Here is a 20443-nt window from a genome sequence, read left to right as displayed (position 1 = left end):
CCCCACGGTCGCGCGACGCCGAACGGTCGCACCGGCGCCGCCCCCCTGCCTCCTGCATCGACAGGGGCCGGGGAGCATGGTTTTCTCCCGCCATGTTCCAGGTGAGGCAAGACTCGCCGTATCCGGCCCTCCTCGCAGCCTGGAGCGCGCCCGGCGCGCCCGAGCCCCAGCTGCTCGACTCGACCCGCGAGGCGCTCGCGTCGGTCCGCCCGGACGACCTCCCGGCCGTCCGCCCGCTCGCCGAGCGCCTGGTGGCCCGGCTCGGGGACCCTGCCACGGCGCGGGCCGCGCGCCGCTCGCTCCACGCGCTCCTCGACGGCGTGCGCCGCCGCTTCTTCACGGGCTCGCTCGCGCCCGAGGCGATCGAGCCGTGGCTCGAGGTCGTCCTGCCGGTGCTCACGGCGACGGACTACACGCTCGGCGAGCTCCTCCGCGCTCGCGAGGAGTCGGATCCGAAGACGGTCGCGTTCCGCGTGATCGGCGACGATCCGGCCGAGCTGACCGTCGCCGAGGTGGCGCGCCGGACGCGCGCGATCGCGCGCGGGATCCTCGCGCTCGTGGACGACGAGCCGGGCGCGAAGGTCGCCATCCTCTCCGAGAACTCGCTCGAGGCGGCGCTCTGCGACCTCGCCTGCCTCACGAACGGCATCGTCGACCTGCCGCTGCCCGCGAACGCCGTCGCCGAGCAGATCGTCTACATGCTGAAGCACTCGGGCGCGCGCGTGCTGCTCGCGTCCGACGAGGAGCAGGTCGCGAAGGTCCTGCCCTCCCTGCCGGCCCTGCCCGAGCTCCGGGAGATCGTGGTCTTCTCCCGGACCGCGGCCGAGCGGAACGGGCTGCTCACGCTCGAGCAGATGGTCGGTCAGGGGGCGGAGTTCGACGACGGAGAGCGCGCCGCGCGCGCCGCCCGCGTGCGCGCCCGCGACGTGGCGACGGTGATGTACACCTCCGGCACCACCGGCAAGCCGAAGGGCATCCTCTTCACGCACGAGAACATCGTCTCGAAGCGCTTCTGCCGGGCCTTCGCGCTGCGCGAGGTGAACGAGGGCGACGTCTTCCTCTGCTACCTGCCGCTCTACCACACGTTCGGGCGGTGGCTGGAGATGACGGGCACGCTGTTCTGGGGCGCGACGTACGTGTTCGCGCGCTCCACGGCGCAGGCGACGCTGCTCGAGGACTTCCGGCGGGTGAAGCCCACGGTCTTCATCTCGGTGCCCAAGAAGTGGATGGAGCTCCAGGACGCGGCGGTCTGGGAGGCGGCGTCGGACGATCCCGACGACATCGCCGCCCACCTGCGCGGGATCACCGGGGGCCGCCTGCGCTACGGGCTCTCCGCGGCGGGCTACCTCGATCCCGGCGTGTTCCGCGCCTTCCACCGGGCCGGCACGGAGCTCTGCTCCGGCTACGGCATGACGGAGGCGACGGGCGGGATCACCATGACGCCGCCCGGCGAGTACGCCGACGACTCCATCGGCCTGCCGCTCCCCGGGATCGAGTGCCGCCGCGCCGACGACGGCGAGCTCCTCGTCCGCGGCCCGTACGTGTCGCCCGGCTACTACGATCCCGGCCCCGAGGATCACGGCGCCGACGCGGAGGGCTGGTTCCACACCGGCGACCTCGTCTCCATCGACCCGGCCGGCCACTACCGGATCACCGGCCGCAAGAAGGAGATCTACAAGAACCGCCAGGGCCAGACGATCGCGCCGCAGCGGGTGGAGAACCTGTTCCGGGACTTCGAGGCGGTCGCCCAGGCGTTCCTGGTCGGCGATCACCGCGAGTACAACACGCTCCTCGTGTGGCCGAACCACGCCTCGTCGGCGGTCCAGGATCGCTCGCCCGAGGAGCTGCGCGAGCTCCTGTCGTCGCTCGTCGCGAGCGCGAACCGCTTCCTCGCGCCGTTCGAGCGCGTCGTGACGTTCCAGGTCCTCCCCCGTGCGCTCGACCTCGAGCACGGCGAGCTCACGCACAAGCACACCTTCAAGCGCGAGGTCGTCGAGAAGTCCTGGAAGGACCTCATCGACAAGATGTACGAGCAGAAGCACCTCGCGCTCGCGCTCGACGGCAGCTTCCTGCGCATCCCGAACTGGGTCCTGCGCGAGATCGGCGTGCTGCAGCACGAGGTCTCCCTCGACGGCGACCTGCTGCGCGCGCGGGACCGCGCGCTGCGCGTCGGCCCCGCGCCCGAGGCGCCCGGCGCCACGCTCATCGGCGATCTCGCCTACACCTCCGAGGGCACCGTCATCGACCTCGGCGCGCTCCTCGCCCGCCCCGCCCTGTGGCTCGGCAACGAGGCGCTGCGGCGCTTCCTGGGGGACGAGGCCTTCGTGTCGCTCGTGTCCCGGCGCCGCAAGGGGACCTCCGATCTCCGCCTCGACGCGCGCGTGTGGCCGGCCCCCGAGCCGGAGCGGCTGAAGCCCATGCTCGACGTGGTGGACCGGGCAGAGGTGAGCTTCTGGTCGATCCACGTGGCCGGCGAGCTGCTCCGCGCGGAGCGCCCCGAGGCCCGCCGCGCCATCAGCCACCTGCACATCGGGCTCGCCGTCTCGGAGAGCGAGCACGCCGGGCTCTGCCGCGCGCTCCTCCGGCGCGCCGCGGACGCGCCGGACGAGGACGTCCGCCGGCGCGCGTTCCGAGTGCTCCTCCCGAACGAGGAGCCCGCGGAGACGCTCGGCACGCTCCGCCTCTTCCTCGACCGGATGGGCGCGCTGGCGCTCCGCGACGAGGACCTCGCCGACCTCGGCGAGCGCGGCCTCACCGACGCCCAGGTCCAGGCGCTCCTCGCGCACCTCTCCTCGGACAAGGTGCGCTTCGAGCTCGCGGATCCCTCCGACCGGCGCCAGCTCGTCGGGACGATGCGGCTCCTCACCGCGACGGCGATCGCCCACCCGCAGTACTTCGCCAAGGTCCGCATCCCCCTCGCGCGCCTCACCCTCCACGAGGACGCGGAGATCTCGGCGCGCGCGGGCGAGGAGCTCGATCGCCTGCGGCGCGGCTTCTCGAACTGGGTCGGCCCGAACCTCCGGCTCGCCATCGATCCGCAGACGGGCTCCGAGTACGGCTGGAAGGACGTGCTCGTCTTCGACGAGGGCGTCCCGGCGGAGGGGCGGACCCACCTCCTGCAGGCGCTCGCGGACGCGACCATCGTCCGCGCGTCCGTGTTCGTCCTCGGCAAGGGGGTGCTCATCTCCCTCGCGGACATCCCGCCCGGCGGCGCGGCCGTGTCGCTCCTCGGCCGCCAGCACGGGAAGAGCGTCTACCGGCTCTCGATCCACACCCGCGCGAAGGAGATCTTCGACGTCGCCATCAACGTCGCGGAGGACATGAACTTCTACGAGCTGAAGCAGGAGGTCTCGTGGCTCCTCGCCGCGGGCGCCCCGCCGCCGCTCGTCGAGCAGTTCGCCGGCTACTTCGCGGAGTGGGGCATCTTCACCGAGGAGTTCATCCCCGGCGCCGACGTGGAGCGCCAGGCCGCGCGGCTCCTGCGCCAGGGCGAGGCGGCGCGCCTCAAGCTGCTCTGGCCGTTCCTCGTGTGGACCGCGCTCGAGCTGCACGTGCGGTTCTGGGGCCGGACCGGCCGGCGGCTCGCCCTGCGCGAGCCCTCCCCCGCCGCGTTCATCGTGCCCTCGCACGACTACCAGACCGGCGCGCGGCTCGTGTCCATCTCGGATCGCTCGGCGTGCAGGACCTTCGACGAGCTCATCGAGCGGTTCGAGCGCTCGTTCATCCAGCGCATCGAGGCGCAGCGGCCGGACCTCCAGGGCCAGATCGACGACCGGGTCCTGCTCTCCGCGGTGGTCGAGGCGCTCGGCTACGAGCGCGGGGTCGCGCTCCTCGAGGACGCGGCGCAGAAGTCACGGCGCGCCGTCGCCATCGAGACCTTCCTCGAGCGGCTCCGCGAGAACGGCTTCACCCCGCAGCGCGTCTTCTTCGCGGCGCGCCGCTACCGGCGCTGGCTCGCCGCGACGCCGGGGGCGACGGTGGAGGCGAAGGGCAAGATGCTCGGCGAGCTGTGGGGCACCTACCGCCTCTCCGAGGTCGAGGCCTCCTGGCCGGACACCCGCCTGCGCTTCTTCCGCAAGACGGTGTTCGAGGACGCCCGGCCGGAGCTCTGCGCGGCGCTCGATCGCCTGATGCACCGCGCCCGCGGGCTGCCCGCCGACGGGCTCGACCTCGAGGAGCAGGTGGCCGCGGTGCGCTCCGCCGTGCGCCCGACGGCCGAGGAGGATTACTTCCTCGCCCGGATGACCTACCGCTACCTCGCACCCACCGACGAAGTGGCGCTCATCTCGATGCCGTCCGGCGGCCACTACGTCACCGAGGTGGTCGTCGCGCTCACCGACGAGGAGGGCAACCGCTTCGCGGTCCGCGGGCCGATCTCGCCGCGCGAGGTGGCCCGCCTCCTCCACATGTTCCACGAGGCGAACCTGCAGGTGACGTTCACCACCGAGCACGAGTTCCTCGTGGCCCTCGACGCGAAGGACACGCCCATCGCCGGCCTCTTCTACCGGCAGGTGAGCGCGGACCGGATCCACATGGAGAAGATCGTCGTCGCGCGGCGGCACCGCGGCAAGGGCGTGTCGGACGGCCTCATGCGCGAGTTCGTCCGGCGGCTCCGCGCGCGGGGCGTGAAGCGGCTCGAGACGGGCTACTTCCAGCCCGAGTACCTCCGCCGCTACGGCTTCCGCACCGACCCGACCTCCGGCGGGCTCGTGTGCGACCTCGACCACGAGGGGATCCGCTTCTAGGGCGACCACCATGGCCAAGACCACCTGGAAGCTCATCGACACGACCCTCCGCGAGGGCGAGCAGTTCGCGAAGGCCGCGTTCCGCACCGAGGACAAGCTCGAGATCGCGCGCGCCCTCGACACCTTCGGCGTGGAGTACATCGAGGTCACGACCCCGGCCGCCTCGCCCCAGTCGCAGCGCGACCTCGCGCAGATCGTGAAGCTCGGCCTCGCCGCCAAGATCATCACCCACACGCGCTGCATCCTCGACGACGTGATGGCAGCGATGGACACCGGCGTCCGGGGCGTGGGCCTGTTCTTCGCGACGAGCCGCATCCTGCGCGAGGCCTCGCACGCGAAGTCGCTCCAGCAGATCATCGACGCGATGGGCCCGCCCATCGAGGCGGCGCTCTCCGCCGGGCTGGAGGTCCGCTTCTCCGCGGAGGACGCCTTCCGCTCGGACGTCCAGGACCTCCTGGCGGTGTACCGCGCCGCCGAGAAGCTCGGCGTCCACCGGGTCGGCATCGCGGACACGGTGGGCATCGCCACGCCGCGCCAGGTCTACGCGCTCGTGCGCGAGGTCCGGAGCACGGTGAGGTGCGACATCGGCTACCACGGCCACAACGACACCGGCTGCGCGATCGCCAACTCCTACGAGGCGATCTCGGCCGGGGCGACGCACGTGGACGTGTCCGTGCTCGGCATCGGCGAGCGGAACGGCATCACGCCGCTCGGCGGTCTCGTCGCGCGCATGTTCTCGCTCGAGCCGCAGGTCGTCGCCGAGCGCTACCGGGTCGGCCAGCTCCGGGAGCTGGAGCGGCTCGTGGCCCGGGTCACGGGGATCGAGATCCCCTTCAACAACTTCGTCACCGGCGAGACCGCCTACTCGCACAAGGCGGGCATGCACCTCAAGGCCCAGATGACGAACCCGGGCGCCTACGAGATCATCCCGCCGGAGGCGTTCGGCCTCACCCGCCGCCTCATCGTGGGGAGCCGCCTCACCGGCCGCCACGCCATCGCCTACCGCGCCCGCGAGATGGGCATCACCTTCGGCGAGTCCGAGCTGAAGGCGATCACGCGTCGGATCAAGGAGCTCGCCGACGCGGGCGAGCTCTCCGAGGCGCAGATCGACGAGGTGCTCCGCGACTGGGTGACCGCTTGAACGACAGGTGATTCGCGGTCACCTTCGGTGACGCGAATCACGCTGTCGTTCAGCGGATGTTCGAACGGGGGCTGCGCCCCCGCCCCGCCGACGGCCGAGCCGTCGTCGGGGCCCCACCCCTGCTCGCCGGGTCCCTTGCGCCACCGCGCGCGGCTACGCCGCTATCGCGGGTGGCGCCCCGGCGGGCTCGCTACGCTCGCCTGGTCGCGACTCGCGATCGGCCCGTGCCCGGCACGCAGCCACGACGGCGTAACCTGCGCGCGCCGGCCGGCGCGTGCGCTACACTGCGCGCCCCGTGCTCACGAGCCGCCTCCTCATCCTCGCCGCCGCGGTGCTCTGGTCCACGGCCGGCGCCGCCATCAAGACGAGCGGCCTCGACGGCTGGCAGCTCTCCGGCGGCCGCTCGCTCGTCGCCGGCCTCTTCCTCCTCGCCGCCGTGCGCGAGGCGCGGCGGCGCCCCACCCTGCGCGTCCTCCTCGTCTCCGTCGCCTACGCCTTCACGGTGGTGCTGTTCGTCGTCGCGACGAAGCTCACCACCGCCGCGAACGCGATCTTCATCCAGGACGCGGCGCCGCTCTTCGTGCTCTTCCTGTCACCGCTGCTCCTGCGCGAGCTCCCCACCCGAGGCGAGCTCCTCGCGGTGCCGATCTACGCGCTCGGCCTCGGGATGTTCTTCCTCGACGAGCTCTCGGGCGGGCAGCTCGCGGGGAACCTCATCGCCGTCGGCTCGGGGATCGCGTTCGCCTTCTCGATCGTCGGGCTGCGGCTCCTCAGGGACGAGGGGCCCGCGGCCCTCGTCTACGGGAACTTCCTCGCCGCGCTCGTGGCGCTGCCGGTGGGGCTCGGCGGCCCCGCGCCGACGCCGCTCGACCTCGGCCTCGTCCTCTACCTCGGCATCTTCCAGCTCGGCCTCGCGTACCTCTGCTTCTCGCGCGGCCTCCTGCACACGCCCGCGGTCGAGGCGTCGCTGCTCATGCTGCTCGAGCCGGTGCTGAACCCGATCTGGACCTTCCTCGCCGCCGGCGAGCGCCCCGGCCCGTGGGCGATCGCGGGCGGCGCGGTGGTGCTCGCGGCGACCGCCTGGCGGACCGTCGCCCCCGTCGTGGCGGCGCGCGCCGCGGCCTGGGGATCGAGAGGCTGAGCGGACCTTGGCCGGGAGCGTGAACCGTGAGCGGCCCGGCGCGTCGGAAGCGTCGCCCGCGCGAGCGGTCCTCTACCCCCGCGCCCGCTCCCGCTGCGGGGCCCCGAGGAAGAACTCCTGCAGCTCGTCCCGGCGCGTCATCGTGTCGACGTACCCGAGGTCCATCACGCGCTTCAGGTAGATCGGCTCGAACGCGAGATACGAGAGCAGGTCCTCGCCCGCGTGACCCGTCGCGCCGATCCCCTTCAGCAGATACCGCAGCATCGCCGGGAACCGATCGTACTCGTCGGCCGCGAGCTTGCCGAGGTCCTGCGACGGGCGGAGGACGAGGGCCGGCACCGGCCTGAGGTCGACGTCCTGGTGGTTCAGCTTCTCGCGCGGGATGAGCGCGAGGGTCTTGTTGATCCGCTGCAGGCGCTCGAGGTCGGAGTCGAGCGAGTCGAGGAACACCGCGTTCAGCAGCACGCCGGCGATCTCGGAGAGCGGGAGCTGCTCGTCCCTGTCCTTCGCCTGGCGCTTCAAGGTCTCCCCGGGCGGCCGCAGGTACCGCACGCTGATGGCGAGGATCCGCTCGGCCCCGAGGTGGATGGCCGGGCTCATCGGGTGGCTCATCCGCACGCAGCCGTCCCCGTAGTACGTGCCCTCGACGCGGATGGGCGGGAAGAACACCGGGATCGCCGCCGAGGCCATCACGTGGTCCAGGGTGAGGCGGGCGCGGATCCCGAGCCGCGTCGAGCGGAGCCACGGCTTGATATCCGCCGCGCCCTCGAAGAACGTGACGCCGGCGCCGGTGTGGTAGTTCGTCGCGGAGACCGCGAAGGCGCGCAGCCGCCCGGTGCGGAGGTGCCGGCGCATCCGGCCCATCGGCACCTGGCTCTCGAGCAGCCGGCGGAGCGGGGCGGGATCGAGCAGGTAGTTGATGCCGGACTTGCCGATGAGGCCGCCCGCGGACAGATCGCGGAGCCAGCGGCTCCCGATGCTCGCGAGCCGCAGGGTGCCCGTCCGGTAGACGCGGTCGGGCGTGAGGGATTCCCAGGTCGCGCGCAGGCGGTGGGTCGCACGGGCGAAGTCCTCGGCCCCCGTGGAGATGACGAAGGAGTTGATGGCCCCCGCGCTGATCCCCGCGATGATGTCGAACGGCAGCGGGCCCGGGCCGAGCACGTCGGAGAGGGCGCGAAGCGCCCCGACCTGATACGCGGCGCGGGCGCCTCCGCCCGTCAGCACGAGGCCCGTGTGGCCCACGGACCAAAGGTAGCGCCGCCTACGCAGCGCGGCATCCTGTCTGCGTGGGATGCCGCGTCACGTCGGCCCGGTGCGGCGTCCCGATCCGGGCCTGGGATGTCAGCGGAGGGCCTTCAGCGCCGCTTTCACGTCGGGGACGGCGAGGTAGAGGTTCATGCTCCGGGCGCTGCCGGCGGCCCCGACGTAGGCGTACTGCACGTTGATTCCCGCCGCGCCCAGGCGGTCCGCCACCTTCCCGACCGAGTCGGGCCGGTCGGGGACCGTGACCTCGACCACCTCGTCCTCCGTGCTCTCCCAGCCGTGCGCCGTGAGGATCCGCCTCGCGGCCGCCGGCCTGTCGACCACGAGGCGGACGAAGCCGCGTCCGTCCATCGAGGCCGCCATGAACGCCCGGATCGTGACGCCCTTCTCGCCGAGAGCGTCGGCGAGCTTGCCGAGGGTTCCGGGCCGGTCCTCCACCCACGCCGAGATCTGCTTCGCCCTGGGCATGCGCGCCTCCTGGCCGCCGCGAGCTTGCGCGGTGAACGGAGCACACATAATCCGGCGCGCCCGGACGTCCAGCGTCCGAGCGTGCAGCCCCCGTCGGCCCGCCGCTCGCTCGCGGCGTGCGCCGCTCACCCGGTGGTACCGAGCCGCTCCGCGAACGGGAACAGGCCGAAGGCCCCGCCGGTGTGCAGGAACACGACGCGTGACGCCGGGAGCCCACCGGGCTCGGAGGCGCGGCGCGCGACGCCGAGCATGGCCTTGGCGGTGTAGACCGGGTCGAGGAGGACGCCGTCCACCCGCGCAGCGCGGCGGATGACCTGAAGCCCCTCGTCGGTCGCCTGCGCGTATCCCGGCCCGATGAAGCCGTCGTCCACGGCGATCTCGTCCTCGGGGACGCCCGGCAGCTCCGGCCAGCGCCGCCGGGCGTCGGCGCAGAGCCCGGCGATGGCGGCGCGGAAGTAGGCGGCGTCGTTGCAGACCGCGAACCCGAGCGGCCGCGCCTCGCGCCAGCCCGCGACGCGGACGCCGAGCTCCAGCCCCGCGCCCGTTCCGCCCGAGCCCGCCGCGTAGGCGATCGTCACGGGCCCCGTGCGCCAGGCCTCGGGGAGCTGCGCGCGGAGCTCCGCCACGGCGGCCACGTAGCCGAGGCTGCCGAGCGCGCTCGAGCCGCCCTCGGGGATGACATAGGGTCGCCGGCCGGCGGCGCGGAGCTCGGCGGCCACCGCCTCCATCACCTCCGCGCGCCGCCGGTACTCGTCGTGCGAGACCCAGCGGAGCTCGGCTCCGGCCAGCCGGTCGAGGAGCGCGTTCGCCTCGAGCGCCGGCGGCCGCGACGGATCGGGGACGCGGAGCAGGAGCACCGCGGCGAGCCCGCGCCTCGCAGCGGCGAACGCCGTCGCCCGGCAGTGGTTCGACTGGACGCCGCCGCAGGTCACGAGCGTGTCGGCCCGGGCCGCCTCGGCCTCCGCGATCAGGAACTCGAGCTTCCGCGCCTTGTTGCCCGAGAGCTCGAGCCCCGTGAGGTCGTCGCGCTTGTAGAGGAGGTCGAGGCCGAGCTCCGCGCCGAGGCGCGGCGAGCGCTCGAGCGGCGTCGGGAGGCGCGCCAGGACCACGCGCGGCGCGAGGTGCACGGTGGGTGGGGTCGGCGGGGTCATGGCGGGCGAGCCTAGCACCGCGTCCCGATCCGCGGTCACGCCTGGCCCGGGGACGCGCCCGCCCGGCCGCCTGCACCGCGAGCGCCATGCAGGGGGGCGCGCGCGCGAGCGATCCGGCGTCCGCCCGTGGACGCGCCGACCCGTCCACGACCTTGCCGCCCCGGCCCAAAGCCGTTCCACGCGCGCGCAACGGCGTTGCCGCGCGCGCACGCCAGTCTGGCCGGTTCGGCGTGGCCCGCGGCTCGCAACTCGCTCGAGCGGCACTCGTGCGCCCTCCGGTCAGCCGGCGCGGGCGCGGGGAGAACGGATGACGAGACGGGGGTGGGTGGGGCTCGGCGCGGTCCTCTGCGTCCTGGCCGTGGCGTGCGGCGGCTCGGGCTCGAGCGACAAGGCGCCGTCGGGCGGGACCGGCGACGACGGCGGCGGGGGCGGCGGGACCACGCCGACGCCCCCGCCCGTGACCCCACCTCCGCCGGAGCAGCCGCCCGGCTTCCAGTTCGGGACGCAGGGTCCGTGGCCCGTCGCGAACGCGATCTACGGCGCGAAGGACGGGATCGAGGAGACGCCCGTGGTCGCGATGACCACCGACGAGGCGCAGAACCGCTGGGTGGCCACGCCGCGCGCGCTCTACCTGCTGCGCCCGGGCGAGACGACCTTCCGCCGCTTCGACGAGGTGGACGGCCTGCACCTCGGCGCGATCACCGGACGGACGCCGGGCCCGGTCGGCTGGGCGAAGTACTGCGACAAGGCGCCGATCCCCGACGACCGCCCGTGCAACGGCGACCTCGTGTGGGGCGGCGCGGCGTCGGAGGGGATCAAGGCCATCGTGGGCGGCGGCAAGAACGAGGTATTCATCGGCTACGACGGCGACCAGACGCGCGGCGCGGACGGCGAGCCGATCCCGTGCCTGGACGCGGACGATCCCGTCGGCTGGAAGGGCTTCGACTACTGCGACCCGCTCCGCCACAGCGGGAAGGTGGACTGGGTGCGCCTCGCGGAGGACGGCACGCTGCAGGTGGTGCGGTTCGACCTCCTGTCGAACCGCTACGGCGCGAAGTACTGGCACGACCGGACGATCAGCCGGCTCGCGTACGATCACTTCGTCCACCCGGGCACGCTCTACACCGGCGCGAACCACGGCGTGTCGATCCTCTTCCCGGCGAAGTACCGGGAGCCGGCGCCCGGCGAGTGGTTCGACATCGCGTACTCCGAGTACATGGGCGACCACCAGCACGCGCGCGTCTGCTACCACGAGGTCTGCGGCCCCGACGGCGAGAGCGCGAGCATGCGCGTCGGCGAGTGGCTCGGGCTCGCCATCGACGCGGAGGGGCGCCTCTGGCACGCCGGCAAGTGGACGGCGGGCCGGATCACCTGGGTCGACGACGCGTACGAGTGGCACCATCGCTACGGCGCCGCCTTCGACGCCGCGTTCGGCGACCCGTGGATGGACGGGGCGCGGACGAGCCCGCCGGTGTTCGACGTGACGGAGTCGGGCGACCCGGTGTACCTGACGGCCGTGTCGGCGTGCCCCGACGGGCGGGTCTGGTTCTCGAGCCGTGGGCCGACCACCGGCAACGCGGCGGCCCGCAAGGACGCGGTCGCGGTGTGGGACGGGAAGCGCTTCGCCTATCTCACCGCGTCCCAGGTCGGCCTCGGCGAGGCCGGGGTCCGGGATCTGGCGTGCCTCCCGGACGGACGGCTCGCGATCGCGGGCTACACGACCGGCCTCTCCGTCTACGACCCGGCCACCGGGACCTCCAGGCCCATCCGCGCCGCCTCGGGGCTCATCCCCAGCGACCGCGTGAGCGCGCTCGAGGTGGACCGCATGGTCGTACCGCCCGCGCTCCACGTGGCGACGGCGTCGGGCGCCGCGGTGCTCCGGACGCTCCCGTAGCCGCGCCGGCCGGTGCGTGCGGGCGGCACCTACCCGCCCGCACCGGTCGCCGAGTGGCCCACCCGCGGGAATCCGCGGTAGAACGGCGCAAACGCTCTCGAGCGGAGGCTCGTCCGTGCGCCTTTCCATGCGGCTCAAGATCGCGGGGCTGGTCGGCGTCGCGACGGGGGTCACCGCGATCCTCGACACCGTCGTCTTCCACGTCCTGCACGAGGAAGCCTCCGCGGCCGTCCTCGCGCGCGGGCTCGGCCTGGCCATCGCCATCTCCCTCACCGCCGCGGCGATCTCCTACCAGGTCGCGCGGCGCCTGACCCGGCCGCTCGAGCGGCTGCGCGACACGGCGGCGGCCATCGCGGCCGGCGACCTGGCCAGGCAGATCGACGTCGACGCGACCGCCGAGACCGCGGACCTCGCCGCGAGCTTCGGCGCGATGATCGAGGGGCTCCAGGCCACCATCGCCGAGCTGCGCGAGGCGGCGCTGACCCTGGACGGCCGCTCGAGCGACATCCTCGGCTCCGTCACCCGCCAGGCGGCCATGGCCGCGCAGCAGGCGGCCGCCATCAACGAGACCTCGACCACCGCGTCCGAGATCGCCCAGACCTCCAAGCAGGCGACGCAGCACGCCGACTCGGTCATCGAGATGACGCGTCGCTCCGACGATCTCTCGCAGGAGGGGCTCCAGACCGTCGAGGAGGCGGTGAAGGCGAGCGCGAGCCTCGGCGAGCAGGTCAACCGGATCGCCTCCAGCATGAGCGGGCTGAGCGAGCGCACGCTGCAGGTCGGCGAGATCATCTCCTCGGTGAAGGACCTCGCGGAGCAGTCGAACCTGCTGGCGCTGAACGCGTCCATCGAGGCGTCGAAGGCGGGCGAGCACGGGCGCGGGTTCGCGGTCGTCGCCATGGAGATGCGCAACCTCGCCGAGCAGTCGCGCCAGGCCGCCGTGCAGATCCGCGCGATCCTCCAGGAGATCCAGCGGAGCGCCCGCGACGCGGCCTCGGCGACCGACGAGGGCGCGAAGCGCGCGTCCGCGGCCATGGGGCTCGCGCGGAGCGCCGGCGAGGCCATCGAGGGGCTCGCGATGGTGATCCGCGAGTCGGCCGTCGCCGCCCGGCAGATCGCCAACAACACCCGGCAGCAGACCATCGGGGTGGACCAGATGGTCGCCGCGATCTCCGAGCTCTCGCAGGCGATCAACGAGAGCGCCGAGGGCACGCGGACGATCGAGCAGGGCACCGCCGCGCTGTCCGAGATCTCGAAGCAGCTCGCCTCGGCGGTGCAGCGCTACAGGGTCTAGGCTCCCCGAACCGCGGGCGCCCGCTCACCGCTCCGCGCGGCGCCGCGCGCCCGCGCGCCGCGCGGCCTCCGCCAGCACCTCGTACGGCTGGCAGCCCACGATCCGCGCCACCGGCCGCGCACCGGGCCCGGCGGAGAAGTCGAACGTCGGGACGCCGCCGACCCCGGCCTCCCGGGCGGCGCGCCGCGCCGCGTCCACGCACGCGAGCGCCCCCGGCTCGTCCGCCGCCGCGAGCGCGGCGGCCGGATCGAGCCCCACCGCGCGCGCGACGTCCGCGAGCTCCTCGTCGCGGTCGAGGTCCCGGCCCTCGCGCCAGTACGCGTCGAAGGCGGCGGCCCGGAAGGCCTCGAGCTTCCCGGCCTCGCGCGCGTACTGCGCCGCGGCGAGAGCGCGGCGGGTGCTCACGAGCCGGTCGGGCGCGCGCAGGTCGCGGAGGCCGAAGCCCGCGGCGAAGCTCTTCACGTACTCCAGCACGGCGGCGGGGTCCGCCAGATGGGCCACGAGCGGGAGGCCGCCACGCGGCGTGCCCGGGTGCAGCTCGTAGCCGACCCAGTCCACCTCGATGTCGTACTCCGCCTGCAGCCTGACCAGGCTGCTCCGCTCCGCGACGAAGCAGAACGGTCAGACGAAGTCGGAGAACAGCCGCACGATGGCGCCCATGGTACAGGGCTCTAACGAGGGCGGCCGCTCCGCTCCACTCCCGGCGCGGGTACGGGCGGCGCGGCGCGCGGCCCCGCGCCGTGATAGATCCGGCAGCCCGTGCCACGCCCTCTCCAGCGCTGTCCGCGCTGCCGCTTCCCGCCCGAGTTCTGCCTCTGCCCCGCCATCCCGAGGCTCGCGGCGCCGTTCCGCCTCGTCGTGGTCCGGCACGCCAGCGAGCGCGAGCGGATGTCCAACACGGCGCGCTGGGCGGCCCTCGCGCTCGACGGAGCGGAGATCCTGGAGCACGCCCTCCCCGGCGTCCCGCTCGACGAGACGCTGCTCCGCGCCCCGGGCGCGGTCGCGCTCTTCCCCTCGCCGCGCCCGGAGGACGCGGCCGCGCCGGCCACGCCGCCGCCGATCCTGGTCGTCCCGGACGGCACCTGGACACAGGCTCGCCGGATGATGCAGCGCCTCCCCGCGCTCCAGCGGCTCCCGCGCCTGTCGCTCCCGGGGCCGCCTGCCGGGCTGCGACTCCGGCGGCCGCCGTGGCCGGACGGGATGTCGACGCTCGAGGCGATCGCCGGCGCGCTCGCGGCGTTCGGCGCGGGCGACGCGTCGGCGCGGCTCCTCGCGCTGCACGACGCGGGCGTCGAGCGCGTGCTCCGGCTCAAGGGGACGTGGGACGCCGACTCCGCCGCCGCGATCGCGCGTCGCCGCGCGACCGAGGTCTCCTAGAGGATCCCGATGCCCTTCGCCTACCAGCCCGGCCCGAGGGACGCCGCGACCCGCGCGCGCCGCGGCGCGTTCACGACGCCCCACGGCCGCGTCGAGACGCCGGCGTTCATGTCCGTCGGCACGCGCGCGAGCGTGACCGGCATGACGCCCGAGGAGCTCCACGCGCTCGGCGCCGAGATCATCCTCGGGAACACCTACCACCTGCTGCTCCGCCCCGGACCGGAGCTCGTCCGCGACATGGGCGGGCTCCACCGCTTCATGCGCTGGTCCGGGCCCATCCTCACCGACTCCGGCGGGTTCCAGATCTTCTCGCTCTCGCACGACCGCGTGATCTCCGAGGAGGGCGCCCGCTTCCGCAGCTACGTGGACTGCAGCGCGCAGCTCCTCTCGCCGGAGCGCTCGATCGAGGTCCAGACCGCCCTCGGCTCGGACGTGATGATGGTGCTCGACGTGTGCCTCCCGTCGACCGCGGAGCCCTCCGCGATCCGCGAGGCCATGGGCCGGACCCACCGCTGGGCGCTCCGCAGCCTCGCCGCCCGGACCAACCCGGAGCAGGCGCTCTTCGCCATCGTGCAGGGCGGGCTCGTCCCGGAGCTCCGCGCCGAGTCGGCGCGCTTCCTCACGCAGCACGCCTTCGACGGGTTCGCCATCGGGGGCCTCGCGGTGGGCGACACGCGCGCCGAGCGCTTCGACGTCGTGGGCCGGACCGCCGAGCTCCTCCCCGACGAGCGCCCGCGCTACCTCATGGGCGTCGGCACCCCGCCGGACATCCTCGAGGCCATCGGTCACGGCGTCGACATGTTCGACTGCGTGCTGCCGACCACGATGGCCTGGCAGGGCACCGCGTTCACCTCCACCGGGCGCGTGCGCCTCACCCGCGGGGAGCACCGCACGAGCCAGGCGCCGCTCGACGCCGCGTGCGGGTGCTCGACCTGCGGGGGCTACACGCGCGGCTACCTGCACCACCTCGTGAAGTGCCGGGAGCCGCTCGGGCCGCGGCTCCTCTCCGTCCACAACCTGCACCACTACCTCGACCTCATGCGCGAGGCGCGCGCCGCCATCGAGGCCGGGAGCTACGCCGCGTTCGCGAAGGCGAAGCTCGACGAGCTCGACCGGCACGAGCACGACGCCTCGCGGCGTCCTCCGGGGAGGAAGACGACCGTGAGCCCGACCCAGGCCGGAGACACGACGGGGGCCGCGGCCGCGGTCGAGGGCGCGACCGGGACCGCCGCCCCGCGCTTCGAGATCGTCACCACCTCCCTCGGCGCGGCCGCGGTCCGCGATGCCCGCGCGGGCGAGGTCATGCACCCCGTCATCGGTCCGGACGTGGAGTCCGAGCGGCTGTACGTGGCCCAGTCCCGGCTGCGCGAGCGGCTCGCCGCGCCCGGCCCCCGGCTCGTGCTGCTGGACGTGGGCCTCGGCGCGGCCTCCAACGCGCTCGCCGCGCTGCGCGCCGCCGAGACGCTCGCCGCCCCGGGCCGCGGCCTCGAGATCGTGAGCTTCGAGCAGGACCTCGGCGCGCTCGCGCTCGCGACCTCCGAGGACGGCGCCGCGCGGCTCGGGCTCGACCCGGACTCGCTCTCCGCCGCCCGCGCGCTCCTCTCGAGCGGCCGCCACGAGTCGCCGCGCGTCGTCTGGCGACTCGTCCAGGGCGACCTGCTCGCGACGCTCCCGCGCGAGGAGGTGCGCGCCGACGTCGTCTTCTGGGATCCCTTCTCGCCGAAGGCGAACCCGTCGCTCTGGACCTGGGCGGCCTTCACGGCCGCGCGCGCCCGCTGCGGCGACGCGGCCACGCTCTACACGTACAGCACCGCCACCGCGACCCGCGCCGCGCTCCTGCTCGCAGGCTTCCACGTGGGCCAGGGCGATCCCAGCGGCCCGAAGGAGCAGACCACCGCCGCCGCCACGGATCCGGCGCTCCTCGCGCGTCCGCTCGACGCGCGCTGGCTCGCGCGGCTCGAGCGCTCCAGCGCGCCGTTCCCCGACGACGCCCCGCCGGACGCCCTCGAGCGGATCCGCGCGCATCCGCAGTTCAGGTGAGGGCAGGCGCGATCACCCATGTCCCCGCCCCCCTCGCCCTACGCCCCGGCCCGCTGGCTGCGCGGCGGCCACGCGATGACGATCTTCGCGAGCCTCGCCCGCGTGTACCCGCGCCCGCGGGCCCGCCGCGAGCGGTGGGAGCTGCCGGACGGCGACTTCGTGGACGTCGATCGCTACGCCGCGAGCGGCGACGCGGCCCGGCCGGTGCTCGTCGTGTGCCACGGCCTCGAGGGCTCGTCCCGCGCGCCGTACGTCCGCGGCCTCGTCGCCGTCGCGCTCGCGCGCGGGCTCGACGCGCTGGCCTTGAACTTCCGCGGCTGCTCCGGGGAGCAGAACCGACTTCCGCGCTTCTACCACTCGGGCGACACGGGAGATCTGCACGAGGTCGTGGCCCGGCTCGCCGCGGAGCGGCCCGGGCGGCCCATCGTGCTCGCCGGGTTCTCGCTCGGCGGCAACGTCGTCGTGAAGTACGTCGGCGAGCGCGGCGACGGTCTCTTCCCGGAGGTCCGCGCCGCCGCCGGCATCTCGGTCCCCTTCGACCTCCTCCGCTCGGCGCGGGCGCTCGACGCCGCGGGGTTCTGGAACCGCGTCTACCGCGAGCGGTTCCTGCGCCGCCTGCGCGAGAAGGCGCTCGCGAAGGCGCGGCGGTTCCCGGAGGCGATCGACGCGGCGCGCGTGCGGGCGGCGGCCACGTTCGCCGAGTACGACGCGGCCCTCACCGCTCCGCTGCACGGGTTCGCGTCCGCGGAGGACTACTGGACGCGCTGCTCGTCCGCGCGCTTCCTCGCCGGGGTCCGCCGGCCGCTGCTCGCCATCGCGGCGATGGACGACCCCATCGTCCCGGGCGACGCGCTCCCCCTCGCGGAGGCCCGCGCGAACCCGCTCGTCACGCTCGAGGCCACGCCGGCCGGCGGACACGTCGCGTTCGTGTCGGGCTCGCCGTTCTGGCCGGACTTCTGGGCGGAGCGGCGCGCGATCGAGTTCCTCGCGGCGGCCGCGCTCGGCGCGTGAGGCGCGGCTACTCGCCGCCCTCGGCCTCGGTCCGGCCGCCGCTCTCGAGGCGGAGGCGGACGCGCTCCCAGCCGGTCGCGGCCGCCGCGACGAGGCCGCTCCGGACGCGCTGGAAGGCGACGTGCACCGCGAAGCTCCCGAGGAGCACCGACGCGGCGACGAGGAGCGCGCTCCCGAGCCCGAGCTGGGGCCCGATCCGGTTCGTGAGACCGGTGAAGGTCGACCAGCCGTAGACCACCGGGACGTGGATCGCGTAGACCCCGAGCGACGCGCGCCCGACCGGCGCGAGCCGCGCGGCCCACGCCGCCGGCACGGTGGAGAGGGCCGCGAGCACGAGCAACACGGCGCCGCTCCGGAACGTGAACAGGAGCGGGTGCCCCATCGGCATCTCGCCCACCCCGGTCCCGATGGTGCCCGCGACGAGCACCGCCCCCACGAGCGCCATCCCGGCGGCGCTGCGACCACCGCCCGTGCCGGCGAGGAGCCCGACGAGCGCGCCCACGAAGAAGTAGGCCGCCCAGGGGAACAGCGGGAAGGGCGAGGTCCCTCCCGCCGCCTGCCGGAGCGCGAGCGCCGGCAGCGACCGCGGCAGCTCGGCGACGCCCGGCACGACCGGCGCCGGCGCGAGCATGCCGAGCGCGATGCAGAGGAGGCCGAGCGCGCCGATCGCCCACGCGTGCTCGCGACGCGACCACGGCAGCGCGAGGACGAGCGAGGCGGCGAGGAGCGCGAGGGCGATCGTGTGGAGCGCGTCGAACGACAGGAAGTGCGCCCACACGTCGAGCTCGCCCGCCGCGAGCCGCTCGACGCCCCAGCCCGGCCACCGGAGCGCGTAGCCGATGGCGAGCAGGAGGAGGACGCGGCCGATCCGGCCGCGCGGGATGTCGAGGCCACGCGCGCGCCCGCGCGAGATCGCGACGGTGACGGCCCAGCCCGAGACCATGAGGAACAGGGGCGCCGTGAACCCGCGCGCCTTCCAGTACAGCTCCACGCCCGTGGTGGCCCGCACGGCGGGCGCGAGCAGCGCGTCGAGGGTGTGGCCGAACACCATCGCCAGCACCCCGAGGGCGCGGGCGGCGTCCAGCGCCGCGATCCGGCCCCGGGGCGGCTGCGGCGCGCTCGTCGCGGGTACGGCACGCAGCGGTGGCGCGACGGCGGAGGGACGGCGCGACTCTGTCGGCTGATGGGTCGCCTGCAACGGAGCGGCTCGCGGAAACGGGCGGGCGCCGGGCCACTCGGCTCCGGCGCCTCGCGCGCGAAACCTATAACACGGACCCGTCCGCCGCGCTCCCCGTCCGGGCCGCCCAGAGGACGGCCCGGACGGTCGGTTCCTTCCCTACTTCAGCCCGCCCTTCACGTACTTCGCGACGGCCTGGATCTCGGCCTCCGTCATCTTGCCCTTGAACGCCGTCATCTTGCCCTTGCCGTTCTCGATCGTCTTCGCGATGTCGGCCTCGCTGGTCGTCAGCGTGGTGAGGTCCTTCGCGCCGAGCTTCTGGGCCATCGGCGTGTTGCCCTTGCCGTCCTTGCCGTGGCAGGCGGCGCAGCGCTTGGCGAAGATCTCGGCGGGGGCGACGCCCTCGGCGCGAGCGACGGCGGCGGCGGCGAGGACGACGAGGGCGACGGCGATGCGCTTCATGGTGCTTCCTCCCTTGTGCGTGGTTCAGTGCGCCGGGAACCCGGCGCCGCTCGGACCCGGCGCGGCCACCCGCTCCGGCGCCCGGAAGGTTCCGACGAGGATGGGCGCCGCGATCTTCACGAGCGCCGTGAAGACGAGGAACCCGACCCCGAACACGCCCGCCGCGATGGCCCATTCCGTCGCGGTCGGGGTGTACTCGTAAATTTCGCCCAGCGTGTCGGGCGTGAACCCCGGGATGATGAGGCCCATCCCCTTCTCGATGTAGACGCCCGCCCAGATGAGCAGGCAGCCGAGGTTCAGCGTGACGTAGTTCCTCCGGGTGCGCGGGATGAGGAACAGCACGAACGCGGCGACGCTGCAGGTGAGCGACAGCCACGCGTACGGCACCAGGGCCCGGTGACCGTCGAGGCCGCCCCAGAAGTACTGCGTGTACCGGAGGTGCTCGGTCGCCGAGTAGTACTCCTTGAACAGCTCGGCGCCGAGCAGGAACAGGTTCAGGAACATCGCGTAGCTCATGAGCTCCGCGATCTTCCAGATCGCCTCGTCCTTGATCGGGAACCGGTTCGTGCGGCGCAGGATCTGGAACAGGATGATCATGACCGCGGGGCCGGAGCAGAAGGCGGACGCGATGAAGCGCGGCGCGAGGATGGAGGCGTTCCAGTACGGGCGCGCGGCCATGCCGTTGTAGAGGAACGCGGTCACGGTGTGCGTCGAGATGGACACCGGGATCGAGAGCAAGACGAGCGGCAGGAAGATCCGCCTGTCGTAGTGCTCGCCGCGGTACGTCTTGAAGAGCAGGTAGAGGACGAGCGCGACGTTCAGGAGCAGGTACGTGTTGAGGACGAGCGCGTCCCAGGCGAGGAGCGAGCGCGGCCAGTTCGGCGTGCCGAGGAGCGGCATGACGTGGAGGAACCGGTCCGGCCGGCCCATGTCCACGAGGATGAACAGGAGGCACATGGTGAGCGCGCTGATGGCGAGCAGCTCGCCGAGCACCACCACCTCCTTGATCGGCTTCCACTGGTAGACGTAGGCCGGGACGACGAGCAGCACCGCCGCGGCCGCGACGCCCACGAGGAAGGTGAAGTTGCCGATGTAGAACGCCCACGAGACCTGATCGCGCATGTTCGTCGCGATGAGCCCCGTGCGCACCTGGTGGACGTAGGCGATCGCGCCGACCGCCACGAGCGCGAGGAGCGCCGCCACCCAGGCCTTGTACGCGCGCCCGCCGGTGACCAGGAGGCGCGCGCTCCCCTTCACGAACTCCGCCGCTCCGCTCATC

14 protein-coding genes and 1 pseudogene are annotated in these 20443 nt (G+C 73.9%); 8 read left to right on the top strand and 7 right to left on the bottom strand.

The genetic code is table 11. The features are described from left to right. Positions 1 to 92: 92 nt before the first annotated feature. The 3 genes from MNZ39_RS08510 to MNZ39_RS08500 all read left to right on the top strand — a co-directional run bounded on the left by MNZ39_RS08510 (position 93) and on the right by MNZ39_RS08500 (position 7027). Positions 93 to 4745: a GNAT family N-acetyltransferase gene (locus MNZ39_RS08510; protein ID WP_242337356.1), complete on the top strand. Its 4653-nt coding sequence runs from the start codon at positions 93 to 95 to the stop codon at positions 4743 to 4745. A 10-nt stretch (positions 4746 to 4755) separates the two neighbouring features. Continuing rightward, positions 4756 to 5886: a homocitrate synthase gene (gene lysS / locus MNZ39_RS08505; protein ID WP_242337354.1), complete on the top strand. Its 1131-nt coding sequence runs from the start codon at positions 4756 to 4758 to the stop codon at positions 5884 to 5886. Between the two features lie 295 nt (positions 5887 to 6181). Further along, positions 6182 to 7027, top strand: a complete 846-nt coding sequence (locus tag MNZ39_RS08500) for a DMT family transporter (protein ID WP_242337353.1) — start codon at positions 6182 to 6184, stop codon at positions 7025 to 7027. A gap of 72 nt (positions 7028 to 7099) precedes the next feature. Here the strand turns inward: MNZ39_RS08500 and MNZ39_RS08495 are convergent, their stop codons facing one another. From MNZ39_RS08495 to MNZ39_RS08485, 3 genes are all read right to left on the bottom strand, one after another. Beyond that, positions 7100 to 8269, bottom strand: coding sequence for a patatin-like phospholipase family protein (locus MNZ39_RS08495; protein WP_242337351.1), 1170 nt, complete (start codon positions 8267 to 8269; stop codon positions 7100 to 7102). 99 nt (positions 8270 to 8368) lie between these two features. Then, the gene (locus MNZ39_RS08490; protein WP_242337349.1) at positions 8369 to 8758 is read right to left on the bottom strand and encodes an amino acid-binding protein; all 390 of its coding nucleotides are present in this window, start codon (positions 8756 to 8758) and stop codon (positions 8369 to 8371) included. Positions 8759 to 8883: 125 nt separating this feature from the next. Beyond that, positions 8884 to 9909, bottom strand: coding sequence for a D-cysteine desulfhydrase family protein (locus tag MNZ39_RS08485; RefSeq protein WP_242337348.1), 1026 nt, complete (start codon positions 9907 to 9909; stop codon positions 8884 to 8886). 307 nt (positions 9910 to 10216) lie between these two features. Here MNZ39_RS08485 and MNZ39_RS08480 point away from each other — a divergent pair, with 307 nt between their 5' ends. Together MNZ39_RS08480 and MNZ39_RS08475 are read left to right on the top strand one after the other, a co-directional pair. Next, the gene (locus tag MNZ39_RS08480; RefSeq protein ID WP_242337346.1) at positions 10217 to 11803 is read left to right on the top strand and encodes a WD40 repeat domain-containing protein; all 1587 of its coding nucleotides are present in this window, start codon (positions 10217 to 10219) and stop codon (positions 11801 to 11803) included. 115 nt (positions 11804 to 11918) lie between these two features. Then, positions 11919 to 13097, top strand: a complete 1179-nt coding sequence (locus MNZ39_RS08475; RefSeq protein WP_242337344.1) for a methyl-accepting chemotaxis protein — start codon at positions 11919 to 11921, stop codon at positions 13095 to 13097. Positions 13098 to 13121: 24 nt separating this feature from the next. Here MNZ39_RS08475 and MNZ39_RS08470 read toward each other — a convergent pair. Next, positions 13122 to 13706, bottom strand: a pseudogene (locus MNZ39_RS08470) (DsbA family protein); the annotation flags it as partial. Positions 13707 to 13856: 150 nt separating this feature from the next. Here MNZ39_RS08470 and MNZ39_RS08465 point away from each other — a divergent pair. Genes MNZ39_RS08465 through MNZ39_RS08455 form a run of 3 tightly spaced genes read left to right on the top strand, consistent with a single transcriptional unit; the run spans position 13857 to position 17525 of the window. Continuing rightward, positions 13857 to 14474 carry a DTW domain-containing protein gene (locus MNZ39_RS08465; protein ID WP_242337339.1) on the top strand — a complete coding sequence of 206 codons (618 nt, stop codon included), beginning with the start codon at positions 13857 to 13859 and terminating at the stop codon, positions 14472 to 14474. A gap of 9 nt (positions 14475 to 14483) precedes the next feature. Then, complete coding sequence (gene tgt / locus MNZ39_RS08460) at positions 14484 to 16514, top strand: tRNA guanosine(34) transglycosylase Tgt (protein WP_242337337.1); 2031 nt, start codon at positions 14484 to 14486, stop codon at positions 16512 to 16514. 18 nt (positions 16515 to 16532) lie between these two features. Next, positions 16533 to 17525 carry a YheT family hydrolase gene (locus MNZ39_RS08455; protein ID WP_242337335.1) on the top strand — a complete coding sequence of 331 codons (993 nt, stop codon included), beginning with the start codon at positions 16533 to 16535 and terminating at the stop codon, positions 17523 to 17525. A 7-nt stretch (positions 17526 to 17532) separates the two neighbouring features. Here MNZ39_RS08455 and MNZ39_RS08450 read toward each other — a convergent pair whose 3' ends face one another. From MNZ39_RS08450 to dsrP, 3 genes are all read right to left on the bottom strand, one after another. Continuing rightward, a complete protein-coding gene (locus tag MNZ39_RS08450) occupies positions 17533 to 18723 on the bottom strand; it encodes an acyltransferase (protein WP_243336948.1) in 1191 nt (396 codons plus the stop codon). Positions 18724 to 18861: 138 nt separating this feature from the next. Then, complete coding sequence (locus MNZ39_RS08445) at positions 18862 to 19164, bottom strand: c-type cytochrome (RefSeq protein ID WP_242337331.1); 303 nt, start codon at positions 19162 to 19164, stop codon at positions 18862 to 18864. 24 nt (positions 19165 to 19188) lie between these two features. Further along, entirely contained in the window at positions 19189 to 20442 is a 1254-nt protein-coding gene (dsrP, locus tag MNZ39_RS08440; RefSeq protein WP_242337329.1) for a sulfate reduction electron transfer complex DsrMKJOP subunit DsrP, read from the bottom strand. Position 20443: the final 1 nt, after the last annotated feature.

It is taken from the genome of Anaeromyxobacter sp. SG66, from assembly GCF_022690805.1.
Classification (GTDB): Bacteria; Myxococcota; Myxococcia; order Myxococcales; family Anaeromyxobacteraceae; genus Anaeromyxobacter; species Anaeromyxobacter soli.
The sequence above is the reverse complement of the archived record's forward strand: the minus strand, read 5'-3'. Positions and strand labels throughout refer to the sequence as shown.

What these genes read in the sequence shown, in the direction of transcription:
- MNZ39_RS08510 (WP_242337356.1), top strand. Translation starts at nt 93, where the DNA reads ATGTTCCAGGTGAGGCAAGACTCGCCGTATCCGGCCCTCCTCGCAGCC.
- MNZ39_RS08485 (WP_242337348.1), bottom strand. Translation starts at nt 9,909, where the DNA reads ATGACCCCGCCGACCCCACCCACCGTGCACCTCGCGCCGCGCGTGGTC.
- dsrP (WP_242337329.1), bottom strand. Translation starts at nt 20,442, where the DNA reads ATGAGCGGAGCGGCGGAGTTCGTGAAGGGGAGCGCGCGCCTCCTGGTC.
- MNZ39_RS08455 (WP_242337335.1), top strand. Translation starts at nt 16,533, where the DNA reads ATGTCCCCGCCCCCCTCGCCCTACGCCCCGGCCCGCTGGCTGCGCGGC.
- MNZ39_RS08480 (WP_242337346.1), top strand. Translation starts at nt 10,217, where the DNA reads ATGACGAGACGGGGGTGGGTGGGGCTCGGCGCGGTCCTCTGCGTCCTG.
- lysS (WP_242337354.1), top strand. Translation starts at nt 4,756, where the DNA reads ATGGCCAAGACCACCTGGAAGCTCATCGACACGACCCTCCGCGAGGGC.
- MNZ39_RS08490 (WP_242337349.1), bottom strand. Translation starts at nt 8,758, where the DNA reads ATGCCCAGGGCGAAGCAGATCTCGGCGTGGGTGGAGGACCGGCCCGGA.
- MNZ39_RS08445 (WP_242337331.1), bottom strand. Translation starts at nt 19,164, where the DNA reads ATGAAGCGCATCGCCGTCGCCCTCGTCGTCCTCGCCGCCGCCGCCGTC.
- tgt (WP_242337337.1), top strand. Translation starts at nt 14,484, where the DNA reads ATGCCCTTCGCCTACCAGCCCGGCCCGAGGGACGCCGCGACCCGCGCG.